General features: G+C 71.5%; 14 protein-coding genes. 12 read left to right on the plus strand and 2 right to left on the minus strand.

Annotated features, from left to right (window positions below):
- From AB0C29_RS14180 to AB0C29_RS14190, 3 genes are all read left to right on the plus strand, one after another.
- Positions 1-812 (plus strand): AAA family ATPase (locus tag AB0C29_RS14180; protein WP_360820009.1); only part of this gene is annotated, 812 nt, incomplete at its 5' end.
- A 100-nt stretch (positions 813-912) separates the two neighbouring features.
- On the plus strand, positions 913-4,449 hold the full coding sequence (gene dnaE / locus AB0C29_RS14185; RefSeq protein ID WP_360820012.1) for a DNA polymerase III subunit alpha: 3,537 nt from the start codon (positions 913-915) through the stop codon (positions 4,447-4,449).
- A gap of 58 nt (positions 4,450-4,507) precedes the next feature.
- Entirely contained in the window at positions 4,508-5,371 is an 864-nt protein-coding gene (locus AB0C29_RS14190; RefSeq protein WP_360820014.1) for a hypothetical protein, read from the plus strand.
- Here the strand turns inward: AB0C29_RS14190 and AB0C29_RS14195 are convergent.
- On the minus strand, positions 5,286-5,996 hold the full coding sequence (locus AB0C29_RS14195) for an LON peptidase substrate-binding domain-containing protein (RefSeq protein WP_360820017.1): 711 nt from the start codon (positions 5,994-5,996) through the stop codon (positions 5,286-5,288). The genes AB0C29_RS14190 and AB0C29_RS14195 overlap by 86 nt on opposite strands.
- Positions 5,997-6,144: 148 nt before the next feature.
- Between AB0C29_RS14195 and hisD the strand changes: the two genes are divergently transcribed.
- The 8 genes from hisD to AB0C29_RS14235 are packed head-to-tail and all read left to right on the plus strand — an operon-like array spanning position 6,145 to position 11,378.
- Positions 6,145-7,455, plus strand: a complete 1,311-nt coding sequence (gene hisD, locus AB0C29_RS14200; RefSeq protein ID WP_360820020.1) for a histidinol dehydrogenase — start codon at positions 6,145-6,147, stop codon at positions 7,453-7,455.
- Positions 7,452-8,516 carry a histidinol-phosphate transaminase gene (locus tag AB0C29_RS14205; protein ID WP_360820023.1) on the plus strand — a complete coding sequence of 355 codons (1,065 nt, stop codon included), beginning with the start codon at positions 7,452-7,454 and terminating at the stop codon, positions 8,514-8,516. Before hisD ends, AB0C29_RS14205 begins: the two co-directional genes overlap by 4 nt.
- Complete coding sequence (gene hisB, locus AB0C29_RS14210; protein WP_212993955.1) at positions 8,513-9,124, plus strand: imidazoleglycerol-phosphate dehydratase HisB; 612 nt, start codon at positions 8,513-8,515, stop codon at positions 9,122-9,124. Before AB0C29_RS14205 ends, hisB begins: the two co-directional genes overlap by 4 nt.
- A complete protein-coding gene (locus tag AB0C29_RS14215; RefSeq protein ID WP_360820027.1) occupies positions 9,121-9,291 on the plus strand; it encodes a hypothetical protein in 171 nt (56 codons plus the stop codon). Before hisB ends, AB0C29_RS14215 begins: the two co-directional genes overlap by 4 nt.
- The gene (hisH, locus tag AB0C29_RS14220) at positions 9,291-9,929 is read left to right on the plus strand and encodes an imidazole glycerol phosphate synthase subunit HisH (RefSeq protein WP_360820030.1); all 639 of its coding nucleotides are present in this window, start codon (positions 9,291-9,293) and stop codon (positions 9,927-9,929) included. The genes AB0C29_RS14215 and hisH overlap by 1 nt, the downstream gene beginning before the upstream one ends.
- Complete coding sequence (locus tag AB0C29_RS14225; protein ID WP_360820033.1) at positions 9,926-10,246, plus strand: hypothetical protein; 321 nt, start codon at positions 9,926-9,928, stop codon at positions 10,244-10,246. The genes hisH and AB0C29_RS14225 overlap by 4 nt, the downstream gene beginning before the upstream one ends.
- 32 nt (positions 10,247-10,278) lie before the next feature.
- Complete coding sequence (priA, locus tag AB0C29_RS14230; RefSeq protein WP_360820036.1) at positions 10,279-11,004, plus strand: bifunctional 1-(5-phosphoribosyl)-5-((5-phosphoribosylamino)methylideneamino)imidazole-4-carboxamide isomerase/phosphoribosylanthranilate isomerase PriA; 726 nt, start codon at positions 10,279-10,281, stop codon at positions 11,002-11,004.
- Positions 11,001-11,378: a Rid family hydrolase gene (locus AB0C29_RS14235; protein WP_360820039.1), complete on the plus strand. Its 378-nt coding sequence runs from the start codon at positions 11,001-11,003 to the stop codon at positions 11,376-11,378. The genes priA and AB0C29_RS14235 overlap by 4 nt, the downstream gene beginning before the upstream one ends.
- Before the next feature lie 7 nt (positions 11,379-11,385).
- On the opposite strand, the gene AB0C29_RS14240 is transcribed toward AB0C29_RS14235, so the two are convergent.
- Positions 11,386-11,829 (minus strand): nitroreductase family deazaflavin-dependent oxidoreductase, encoded by a 444-nt coding sequence (locus AB0C29_RS14240; RefSeq protein WP_360820042.1) that lies wholly within the window; start codon positions 11,827-11,829, stop codon positions 11,386-11,388.
- 51 nt (positions 11,830-11,880) lie between these two features.
- On the opposite strand from AB0C29_RS14240, the gene AB0C29_RS14245 reads away from it, so the two are divergent.
- Positions 11,881-12,351 carry a MarR family transcriptional regulator gene (locus AB0C29_RS14245; RefSeq protein WP_360820045.1) on the plus strand — a complete coding sequence of 157 codons (471 nt, stop codon included), beginning with the start codon at positions 11,881-11,883 and terminating at the stop codon, positions 12,349-12,351.
- The last annotated feature ends 99 nt before the right edge of the window (positions 12,352-12,450 follow it).

Below are 12,450 nucleotides of genomic sequence, written 5' to 3' on the forward strand. Positions count from 1 at the left end.
CCGAGCAGGAGGACCGAGCGGTCTCGGTGCTGCGCCGCAAGCTCGGCAAGCCGCGGGTGCTGGCTTTCGCCAACCCCAAGGGCGGCGTGCACAAGACGACCGCCACCGTGCTCGCCGCGGCCACCATCGGCAGTGTGCGCGGCCGGGGCGTGCTGGCCTGGGACGACAACGAGCTGCGCGGCACGCTGGGCCTGCGGGCCGGCAGTGCCCGGCACGCCCGCACGATCCGGCACCTGGTCAGTGAGCTGCTCGAGATCGAGAACATGCACGGCGAGCAGATGATGTCGCACCTGGACGACTTCCTGCGGCACGCCTCCGACGGCTCGTACGACGTGCTGGCCGGCGAGGAGAACCCCCGTTTCGCCCAGCGGCTCGACCAGAGCACCGTGCGCCGGGTGATGGATCTGCTGCGCCGCACCCACGACGTCATCTGCGTCGACACCGGCAACAACGTCGAGAGCGTCAACTGGCAGACCGTGATGCGCAGCGCCGACCAGCTGGTCATCACCACGGTGCCGCGCGAGGACGCCGCGTTCACCGCCGACTGGATGCTGGACGTGCTCAACGAGACCGGCATGGAGGATCTGGTCGCCAACGCGGTGACGTTGATCTCCTGTCCGTCGCCCGGCAAGCTGCCGCTGCTCGACGATCTGGCCAAGCATTTCGCCACCCGGACGCGGGCCGTCGCGGTGGTCCCGTACGACCCTGCGCTCGAGGTCGGGTCATCGATCGAGTACAGCGTGCTCCAGCCGGAGACCCGCCAGGCGTGGCTGCGCGCCGCGGCTGTGATGATCGAGCCATTCGCCGAATAGATCGATTCTCTCAAGAGACCCGGTGTCAGCGGTGCACCGCGGGGCCGCACCGGACTAGGCTCTGGCGAGTCCGGAAACGCCGCGGCAAAGGGGGCCCTGGGTGTCTGACTCGTTCGTGCATCTCCACGTGCACACCGAGTATTCGATGCTCGACGGCGCCGCCCGGGTCAAGGATCTGCTCGCCGAGGCCAACCGCCTCGGCATGCCGGCCGCGGCGATCACCGACCACGGCAACATGCACGGGGCGTACGACTTCTACAAGCAGGCCACGGCAGCCGGGGTCACCCCGGTGATCGGTGTCGAGGCGTACGTCGCCCCCGAGTCGCGGCTGACCAAGAGCCGGATCAAGTGGGGCCGCCCGGAGCAGAAGGGCGACGACGTCGCCGGCAACGGCGCCTACACCCACATGACCATGTGGGCCCGCAACGCCGTCGGGCTGAAGAACCTCTTCCGGCTCAACTCGCGGGCCTCCATCGAGGGCCAGCTCGGCAAGTACCCGCGGATGGACTTCGACATCATCGCGGAGCACGCCGAGGGCATCATGGGCACCACCGGCTGCCCGTCCGGCGCCGTGCAGACCCGGCTGCGGCTGGGTCAGTTCGACGAGGCGCTGAAGTCCGCGGCGAGGTACCAGGAGGCTCTGGGCCGGGAGAACTACTTCCTCGAGATCATGGACCACGGCCTGTCGATCGAGAAGCGGGTCCGCGACGGCCTGCTGGAGATCGGCCGCAAGCTCAACATCCCGCCGCTGGTCACCAACGACTCGCACTACACGCACGAGGCCCAGGCCGAGGCGCACGACGTGCTGCTGTGCGTGCAGACCGGCAGCAACGTCGCCGACCCCAACCGGTTCCGCTTCGACGGCGCCGGCTACTTCGTCAAGTCGGCCGACCAGATGCGCGCGGTCGACTCGTCCGACGCCTGGCTGGAGGGCTGCCGCAACACCCTGCTGGTGGCCGAGCGGGTGGACACCGACGGCATGTTCTCCTTCAAGAACCTGATGCCCCGCTTCCCGGTCCCGGACGGGCACACCGAGGAGTCCTGGTTCCGCCACGAGGCGTTCGAGGGGCTCAAGCGCCGCTTCCCCGACGGCATCCCGGAGACGCACCTCAAGCAGGCGGAGTACGAGCTCGGGATCATCATCCAGATGGGCTTCCCGTCGTACTTCCTCGTGGTCGCCGACTTCATCCAGTGGTCCAAGCGCAACGGCATCGCGGTCGGGCCGGGCCGTGGCTCGGCCGCCGGCTCGCTGATCGCGTACGCGATGGGCATCACCGACCTGGACCCGCTGCCGCACGGGCTGATCTTCGAGCGCTTCCTCAACCCGGAGCGCGTGTCCATGCCCGATGTCGACATCGACTTCGACGAGCGCCGGCGCGGTGAGGTCATCCGGTACGTGACCGAGCGCTGGGGCGAGGACAAGGTCGCCCAGATCGCGACCTTCGGCACGATCAAGGCCAAGGCCGCGATCAAGGACTCGGCCCGGGTGCTGGGTTACCCGTACGCGGTGGGCGACCGGATCACCAAGGCCATGCCGCCCGCCGTGATGGGCAAGGACATCCCGCTCTCCGGCATCTTCGACAAGGACCACAAGCGCTACAGCGAGGCCGGCGAGATCCGCGCGCTGTACGACACCGATCCGGACGTCAAGAAGGTCATCGACACCGCCCGGGGCATCGAGGGCCTGATCCGGCAGACCGGTGTGCACGCGGCCGGCGTCATCATGAGCGCCGAGCCGATCATCGACCACATCCCGCTGATGCGGCGCCCGGCCGACGGCGCGATCATCACGCAGTTCGACTACCCGACCTGCGAGACGCTGGGCCTGCTCAAGATGGACTTCCTGGGCCTGCGCAACCTGACGATCATCGACGACGCGGTCAAGAACATCGAGCTCAACCACGGCAAGAAGATCGACCTGCTGGCCCTGCCGCTGGACGACAAGCCCACGTACGACCTGCTGGCCCGCGGCGACACGCTCGGCGTGTTCCAGCTCGACGGCGGGCCGATGCGCTCGCTGCTGCGGCTGATGAAGCCGGACAACTTCGAGGACATCTCCGCGGTGCTGGCGCTCTACCGGCCCGGACCGATGGGTGCCGACTCGCACACCAACTACGCGCTGCGCAAGAACAAGCTCCAGGAGATCACCCCGATCCACCCCGAGCTGGAGGAGCCGCTCGAGGAGATCCTCGGCCCGACGTACGGCCTGATCGTCTACCAGGAGCAGGTGCAGCGCGCCGCGCAGAAGCTGGCCGGCTATTCACTGGGCCAGGCCGACCTGCTGCGCCGGGCCATGGGTAAGAAGAAGCGCGAGGTCCTCGACAAGGAGTACGTCTCCTTCCGCGACGGCATGAAGCAGCGCAACTACTCCGACGCCGCGATCAAGGCCCTCTGGGACGTCCTGGTCCCGTTCGCCGACTACGCCTTCAACAAGGCCCACACCGCCGGGTACGGCCTGGTGTCCTACTGGACCGGCTACCTCAAGGCCAACTACCCGGCCGAGTACATGGCCGGCCTGCTCACCAGCGTCGGTGACGACAAGGACAAGATGGCGATGTACCTGGCCGACTGCCGGCGCATGGGCATCCAGGTGCTGCCGCCGGACGTCAACCAGTCCGCCGGCCCGTTCACCCCGGTCGGCAAGAACATCCGCTTCGGCCTGGCCGCGGTCCGCAACGTCGGGCACAACGTCGTGGACGCGATCGTGCGCTGCCGCAAGGACAAGGGCGACTACGGCGACTTCTACGAGTTCCTGTCCAAGGTGGACGCCGTCGCCTGCAACAAGAAGACGGTGGAATCGCTGATCAAGGCCGGTGCCTTCGACTCGATGGGGCACACCCGCAAGGGGCTGCTCGCCGTGCACGCCGAGGCGATCGACGCGTACGCGGACGTCAAGAAGAACGAGGCGGCCGGCCAGTTCGACCTGTTCGCCTCGTTCGGCGAGGACTCCGGCGCGGGCAGCGCGGCCACCGTGGCGATGCCCACGATCGGCGACAGCGAGTGGGACAAGCGCGACAAGCTGGCCTTCGAGCGCGAGATGCTCGGCCTCTACGTCTCCGACCACCCCCTGGCCGGTCTCGAGCAGCTGCTGCACAACTCGGCCGACACGACCATCGCCGCCCTCAACGAGGAAGGCTCGGTGCCGGACGGGCAGGTCGTCACCCTCGCCGGCATCCTCACCGGGGTGCAGCGCCGGATCACCAAGCAGGGCCGGGCCTGGGCCTCGGCCACGCTGGAGGACCTGGCCGGCGGCGTCGAGGCGCTGTTCTTCCCGAACACGTACGAGGTGATCGGCCAGTACATCGCCGAGGACGCCATCGTCATCGTCAAGGGCCGGGTGGACCGCCGCGACGACACCCCGCGGATCATGGCGATGGACATGTCGATGCCCGACGTGACCCACAACCCGGACAGCAAGCCGATCACCCTGACCATGCCGATCACCCGGTGCACCCCGCCGCTGGTCGACGAGCTCAAGGAGATCCTGGTCAGCCACCCGGGCGACGCCGAGGTGCACGTCCACCTGCAGAACGGCAGCCGCACCACGATCTTCCGGCTGGGCGCGGTGCGGGTGGCCCCGACGCCGGCGCTGCGGGCCGACCTGAAGATGATCCTCGGTCCGTCGGCGGTCCTCTGATGCCCACCGCCGCGGTGCTCGGCACCGGGCACACAGGCGGACCTGGCAGGATCGGGGAGTGAACCCCAGCCAGGAGCCGGGCCCCCAGCGCTACGAGCAGGCCCCGCACTACGAGCAGGGCCAGCCGTACGAGCAGGGCCAGTCTTATGACCAGGGCCAGCCGTACGACACGCCGGCCTACCCGTACGGCGAGCCCGTCGACGCCATGGGCTGGGTGCCGGCGCGGCCGAAGCGGCGGCCGTTACGCCGTACCGTGCTTGTCGCGGTCTCGATCACGGCCGCGATGGCCGTCGCCGGTGCCCCGCTCGGCCTGCTCTGGTCCTGGCTCGCGCCGACCATCCCGGTGATCAACGCCGGGCAGAACGGCATCGTGGTCAACGACCCGTCGCCGGAGGAGTACATCGCGGCGGACGCCTGGTTCACCCTGATCGGCTTCGCCTTCGGGCTGCTCGCCGCCGTGCTGATCTGGCTGGTCCTGCGCCGCGACCGGGGCCCCGGCCTGCTGCTCGGGGTGGCCCTGGGCGGCCTGGCCAGCACGCTGGTGATGTGGCAGGCCGGCCGGCTGGTCGGGCTGGCCGCCTGGAACGACTGGCAGGACAGCTCCACCGCCGGGCAGACCTACGGCCGGCCGCCGGATCTGCACGCGCACGGCGCGCTGCTGGTGGCCGCCTTCGCCGCGGTGATCGTGACCACGCTGCTGGCCGGCTGGTCCAACGACCCGGACCTGGAACTGCCGGGAGCCAAGCCCGGCTACGGCCACGATCTGCCGGGCGGGCCCAGCGCGGGCGGGCCCGGTTCGGGCGGGTTCGGTGCGGACGGCTTCAGCTCGGACGGCTTCAGTTCGGGCTCACCGGCCGGGCCAGATCCGACAGCGGCACCGGCACCGCCCGCACCTTGGCCAGCAGACCCGCCTCGCGGTTGAGCAGCCGCAGCTCGGTGCGCAGCCGGGTGGCGGTGTCGACCGCGCCCAGCAGCTCCTGGCGCTCCTCGGTGGTGAGCTGCGCGGTCGCCGCCACCAGGTGGGAGAGCACGGTGGGGTCCTCGGGGACCTGGTCGAGCACCTCGGAGTCGGGCCGCAGCAGGTCCAGGTAGGTGCGGAAGGCGGTCAGCACCCGCGGGGCGAGCAGCGCCGACACCGGGTCGCCGCTCTCCTCGTCGGGCAGCCACTCCACCTCGGCGGTCAGGTACGGGTGGGTGTCCGCCGCGATCGCGAGCACCCGGAAGCGCCGGCGGCCGACGGTGACGATGTCGAAACGGCCGTCGGGCAGCTCGGTGACCTGGCGCAGCTCCGCCGTGCAGCCGACGCCGTAGAGCTGCTCAGGGGTGATCGCCGCCTCGTCGGCCGGGCGCTCGGCGTCACCCTCGGGGGTGGCGACCTCCCAGCCGTACCGGAGGGTGACCACACCGAACTCGTGCGGTTCGTCGTCCGTCGTCGCGACGAGATCGCGCACGAGCGTTCTGTACCGCTCCTCGAAGATGTGCAGGGGCAGGACCAGGCCGGGAAAGAGCACCGTGCCCAGCGGGAAGACCGGGATAATCGCGCCCACGGTGCGAGCGTATCGGCCCGGTAGCTGTCCGCGCGCGCCCCGTCCCGGTGATCTTCATTTCGGCTCGGCGCAAAAGCCACAAAGGCCTCCTTCCCAGTGCCTGGAATGCCGCCCGGGGGCCGGCCGCGGGGCCGCCTAGACTTGACCCGTGCTGAATCGGATCGACCTGCGCGGCTCCCGTCGGGACCCCCGCGGTCTGCTGCCCCGTGCCCAGCTCGACGTGTCCGCTGCCGTCGAGAAGATCCGTCCCGTCGTGACGGCGGTTCGCGAGCATGGGTTCTCGGCGATCCGGGAGGCCACGGAGAGATTCGACGGCGTCGTGCTCGAGCGGCTGCGGGTGCCGGTGGCCGCGATCACCGCCGCCGCCGAGGAGCTCGACCCGGACGTCCGGGCCGCCCTGCTGGTGGCCATCGAGCGCGCCCGCAAGGTGCACGGCGACCAGCGGCGCACCGACATGACCACCCAGGTGGTGCCCGGCGGCACCGTCACCGAGCGGCACGTCCCGGTGTCCCGCGTGGGCCTCTACGTCCCGGGCGGCCTGGCCGTCTATCCGTCCACCGTGGTGATGAACGTGGTGCCCGCCCAGGTCGCCGGCGTCGAGTCGCTGGTCGTGGCCAGCCCGCCGCAGGCGGAGAACGGCGGCCTGCCCGACTCCCGGGTGCTCGCCGCGTGCGCACTTCTCGGCGTCGAAGAGGTGTACGCCGTCGGCGGCGCCCAGGCCATCGCGATGCTCGGCTACGGCTCGGACGGCGTCGACGAGACCGACCGCTGCGAGCCGGTCGACGTGATCACCGGCCCGGGCAACATCTGGGTCACCGCGGCCAAGCGCCTGCTGCAGGGCACGGTCGGCATCGACGCCGAGGCCGGCCCGACCGAGATCGCGATCCTCGCCGACGACACGGCCTCGCCCGCGCACGTCGCGGCCGACCTGATCAGCCAGGCCGAGCACGACCCGGTCGCCGCCAGCGTGCTGGTCACCGACTCGCCGGAGCTGGCCGAGGCGGTCGAGGCGCAGCTGGCCGTGCAGGTGCCGGCGACCAAGCACGAGGCCCGGGTGCGCGAGGCGCTCGGCGGCCGCCAGTCCGGCATCGTGCTGGTCGATGACCTGGAGCAGGGCCTGCGGGTGGTCGACGCGTACGCGGCCGAGCACCTGGAGATCCAGACCCGCGACGCCCGTACGTTGGCGATGCGGGTGCGCAACGCCGGGGCCATCTTTGTCGGCGCGTACTCGCCGGTCTCGCTCGGTGACTACGCCGCCGGTTCCAACCACGTGCTGCCGACCGCCGGCTGCGCGCGGCACTCCTCCGGCCTGTCCGTGCAGTCGTTCCTGCGCGGCATCCACGTGATCGAATACGACGAGGCGGCGCTGCGTGACGTCGCCCCGCACGTGGTGGCCCTGGCCAACGCCGAGGACCTGCCGGCCCACGGGCAGGCCGTGACCGCGAGGTTCCCCTCGTGACCACGATCGACGACCTGCCGATCCGGGACGACCTGCGGGGCAGGTCGCCGTACGGGGCGCCGCAGCTCGACGTCGCCGTGCGGCTGAACACCAACGAGAATTCGTACCCGGTGCCCGACGCCGTGGTGGAGGCGATCGGCAAGGCCGTGCAGGCTGAGCTGCGTGACCTCAACCGCTACCCGGACCGGGACGCGGTCGCGTTACGGGCCGATCTCGCCGACTACCTCGGGCACGGGCTGACCACGGCGCACGTGTGGGCGGCCAACGGCTCCAACGAGGTTCAGCAGCAGCTGCTGCAGGCGTTCGCCGGTCCGGGCCGCACCGCGCTGGGCTTCGGCCCGTCGTACTCGATGCACCCGCTGCTGGCCGCCGGCACCGGCACCCGCTGGATCGGCGCGCTGCGCGACCCCGACTTCGGGCTCAGCCCGGAGTCGGCGGTCGAGCAGATCGACCGGCACGCGCCGGACCTGGTGTTCCTCTGCTCGCCCAACAACCCGACCGGCACGGCCCTGGACCCGTCGGTGGTCGAGGCGGTGCTGGCTGCGGCGCCGGGCATGGTCGTCGTCGACGAGGCGTACGCGGAGTTCGCCCGGCCCGGCACGCCCAGCGCGCTCGCATCGCTGCCCGGCCACCCGCGCCTGGTCGTCACCCGCACGATGAGCAAGGCGTTCGGCTTCGCCGGTGGACGCCTCGGTTATCTGGCCGCCGACCCGGCCGTGGTCGACGCCGTCCAGCTCGTCCGCCTGCCGTACCACCTGTCGTCGCTGACCCAGGCGGCCGCGCGGGCCGCTCTTGCGCACCGCGCCGCCCTGCTCGTCACCGTCGACGCGATCAAGGAGCAGCGCGACCGGATCGTCGCCACCCTGCGGGCGCGGGGCATCCGGGTCGCCGACAGCGACGCGAACTTCGTGCTCTTCGAGGTCGGCGGCGATCAGCACGAGGCCTGGCAGCGCCTGCTGGACCGCGGTGTGCTGGTCCGCGACGTCGGCCTGGCCGGCTGGCTGCGGGTCACCGCCGGCACAGCATCCGAAACCGACGCCTTCCTGGGAGCCCTTCAGTGACTCGGACTGCGCGCATCGAGCGCGTCACCAATGAGACCAAGGTGCTCGTCGAGATCGACCTCGACGGCACCGGCAAGGGCGACCTGGCCACCGGCGTGGGGTTCTACGACCACATGCTCAACCAGCTGGCCAAGCACGGCGGCTTCGACCTGACCGTGCGCACCGAGGGCGACCTCGAGATCGACGCCCACCACACGATGGAGGACACGGCCATCGCGCTGGGCGACGCCTTCGCGCGGGCGCTCGGCGACAAGGCCGGCATCCGGCGGTACGGCTCGGCGACCATCCCGATGGACGAGGTGCTGGTCCGCGCGGCCGTCGACCTGTCCGGCCGGCCGTACGTGGTGCACGAGGAGCCGGAGCTGGCGCCGTACATCGGGCCGGTCTATCCGACCAGCATGACCCGGCACATCTTCGAGTCGTTCGGCCACGCCGCCAAGGTGACGCTGCACGTCAGCGTGCTCCGCGCGGCCCGGGACGGCGGCAAGGCGGACGCCCACCACGTGGTGGAGACGCAGTTCAAGGCGTTCTCGCGGGCGCTGCGCGAGGCAGTGGAGATCGACCCGCGCAACGCCGGCGCGCTGCCGTCGACGAAGGGCGTGCTGTGAGCAGCATCGTCCCGATCCTGCTGCTCGGGCTGGGCGGCATGCTCGTCGGCGGGGTGATCTCGCTGTCCCGGCAGGGCGCCACCAAGTTCAGCATCGGCCTGGTCGCCGCGCTGGCGTTGCTGGCGCTGGCCGGTGGCGTCCTCTGGCTGATCCCGGGAGACAGCTGATGAGCAATGTGGTGATCCTGGACTACGGCTCCGGAAATCTGCGGTCCGCCGAGCGGGCTGTCGCGCGTACCGGTGCCGACGTGACGGTGACCGACGACCTGGCCGCCGCGGCCGCCGCGGACGGCCTGGTCGTGCCCGGGGTGGGCGCTTACGCGGCGTGCATGGCCGGCATCGAGAAGCTCGGCGCCGGCCCGGTCATCGCCGAGCGGGTCACCGCCGGCCGGCCGGTGCTGGGCATCTGCGTCGGCATGCAGATCCTGTTCGAGTCCGGCGTCGAGCACGGCGTCGAGACCCGGGGCCTGGGCCTGCTGCCGGGCGCGGTGACCCGGCTGGCCGCCCGGCGCATCCCGCACATGGGGTGGAACACGGTGTCCGTGCCGGACGGTTCGGTGCTGCTCGACGGGCTGTCGGCGACGACACGGTTCTACTTCGTCCACTCGTACGCGGCGTCGGACCTCGGTGCACTGCAGGCCGTCGGGGCCCGGGTGACGACGGCCGCGCATGATCAGCCGTTCGCCGCTGTCGTGGAGCACGGCCCGCTGTCGGCGGCGCAGTTCCACCCGGAGAAGTCCTCCGACGCCGGGTACGCGCTGCTCAGCAACTGGGTGTCGGGTCTGCCCTCTGCCGCCGTACGGTGAGCAAGGAGCGCGCCCGGCGGCGGGCCGAACGGCTCGCCGTCCTGGAGAAGCAGAAGGCCGTCCGGGCCCGCCGGTCCACCCGGCGGCAACGCCGCCGCGCCCTGGTGCGTTCCCTCAAGCTCAAGCGCCGCCCCAGCTCCGGCACCCTGTACCGGCGCAGCCGGGCCCAGCGCACCGGCATCGCGATCATCCCGTTGATCGCGGCGCTGGCGGTGTGGTTCCTGGTGCCGGAGCTCGCGCTGCGCCTGGTGCTCATCGCCATGATCGTCCTGGTGCTGCCGGCCCTCGTGGTCGTGGTGCTGGGCCGCCGTTTCTGACCGTTCCCGCTGTCCTTGATCGGAGTTCCGCTGTGACCCTCACCCTGCTGCCCGCTGTCGACGTCGCCGACGGTCAGGCGGTCCGCCTCGTCCAGGGCGCCGCGGGCTCGGAGACGAGCTACGGCGACCCGCTCGAGGCGGCGCTGGCCTGGCAGAACGACGGCGCGGAGTGGGTGCACCTGGTCGACCTCGACGCCGCGTTCGGCCGGGGCTCGAACGCCGCGCAGCTGGCCGACGTGATCAGCCGGCTCGACGTGAAGGTGGAGCTCTCCGGCGGCATCCGTGACGACGCGTCGCTGCGCGCGGCCCTGGCCACCGGCGCGGCCCGGGTCAACATCGGCACGGCCGCACTGGAGGACCCGGAGTGGTGCGACCGGATCTGCGCCGAGTACGGCGACCGGGTGGCGATCGGGCTCGACGTGCGCTGCCGTACCCTGGCGGCCCGGGGCTGGACCCGCGAGGGCGGCGACCTCTTCGAGATCCTGGAACGCCTCGACAAGGCCGGCGCGGCCCGGTACGTGGTCACGGACATCACCAAGGACGGCACGATGCGCGGCCCGAACCTGGACCTGCTGCGCGAGGTGTGCGCCCGGACCGACAAGCCGGTGATCGCCAGCGGCGGCGTGTCCACCCTGGACGACCTGCGTGCCCTGGCCACGCTGGAGCCGATCGGGGTCGAGGGCGTGATCGCGGGCAAGGCGCTCTACGCGGGCGCGTTCACGGTCCGCGAGGCGATCGAGGCGCTGGCCTCGGCATGATCACCCGTTTCGGCTCGGGCGGTCCGTGGGAGGAGCGCTACGGCTACTCCCGCGTCGTGCGAGCGGGCAACCTGCTGGTCACCGCCGGCTGCACGGCGACGGTGGACGGGGTCGTGACGGGGATCGGCGATCCGCGGGCGCAGGCGCTGACGGCGTTCGGGATCGCGCTGGACGCGCTGGCCGGGGCGGGTGCGGGGATCGATAGTGTGATCCGCACCCGGATGTATGTGACCGACGCGGCGTACTCGGATGCGGTGGCGGGGGCGCACGGGTCGCTGTTCGCCGCGGTACGGCCGGTGGCGACGCTGGTCGTGGTCGCGGGGCTGCTCGATCCCCAGCACCTGGTGGAGGTCGAGGTCGAGGCGTACGTCTGATCCGGGGTCAGTCGATCCGGAAGACTGCGACCCGGTCGGCGATCGCCTCGAACTGGCCGGGGTCGGCCTTGTCGACCAGCCCCAGCCGCACGTAGAAGGTGACCCCACCCGGCACTTCGCGGGGGAACGCCCGCAGCACCGCCCGCGCCTCCGCCAGGTCGGTGACCTCGGTCAATGTCACCGGCGTGCGGCGGCGTCCCGCCGCCAGCTCACCGCGGCCGGCGGCTCGGATGTTGCGGGCCCAGTCGCTCTGCGGCAGCGCCGAGACCACATAGCGCCGGCCGTGCACAGTCAGCGGCGAGACCGGGGTGGGACGCGGCTCGCCGCTGCGCCGCCCCGGCACGATCAGCACCCGGACCGTGCCCAGGGGCAGGCCGAGCCGGGACATCAGCCGGACGACCCGGTTGGCGAACGGGAGCCAGGACGGCAGCCTGCCGGTGGACTGAGTCATGCCTATCCCTTCGATCATCGAAGCTTTCCGGTCGACGGTAGACTCCTTCGAGTGTCGAAGCAACTGAACGCGGACCTGCGCGATGAGGCGGCCCAAGCCGCGGCGGACTTCGGTGCCGCGGCCGACGTGGTCGACGAGGCAGCGGCTGCAACGTTCGGAATAAATCGGACTGACCTGCGCATCCTGGGGCTGGTCCACACCGCCGGTGCCATGTCCGCGACGGCGCTGGCCGGCGCGGCCGAACTGAGCCCGGCGGCCACCACCACGGCGATCCACCGGCTCGGCGCGGCCGGATATCTCACCCGCACCGTGGACGAAAGCGACCGGCGGCGAGCGGTGGTCGCCTTGACCCCGGAGGCCGAGGAGCTGATCAGTCGGGTCTACGGTCCGGTCGAGCGGGCCGGGCGCCGGGTGCTGGCCGCGTACTCCCCGGAAGAGCTCGCCCTGATCACCGGCTTCCTGCGCCGCGGCATCGACATGCAGCTCGCCGAGGCCGACCGGATCCGCACCATGAACGCCTAGCGCGCCGTCTCGTGGCGGCGCCAGGCCTCGCGCAAAACCGCCACCGCGGCCGGCACGGCGGGCCGGGCCGCCGAGGCCTCCCGCCAGGCCACCACCACC

Source organism: Actinoplanes sp. NPDC048791, from assembly GCF_040650095.1.
GTDB lineage: Bacteria > Actinomycetota > Actinomycetes > Mycobacteriales > Micromonosporaceae > Actinoplanes.

Coding starts and splice junctions, on each gene's coding strand:
- AB0C29_RS14240 (WP_360820042.1), bottom strand. CDS start 11,829: ATGACTCAGTCCACCGGCAGGCTGCCGTCCTGGCTCCCGTTCGCCAAC.
- AB0C29_RS14235 (WP_360820039.1), top strand. CDS start 11,001: ATGATCACCCGTTTCGGCTCGGGCGGTCCGTGGGAGGAGCGCTACGGC.
- hisH (WP_360820030.1), top strand. CDS start 9,291: ATGAGCAATGTGGTGATCCTGGACTACGGCTCCGGAAATCTGCGGTCC.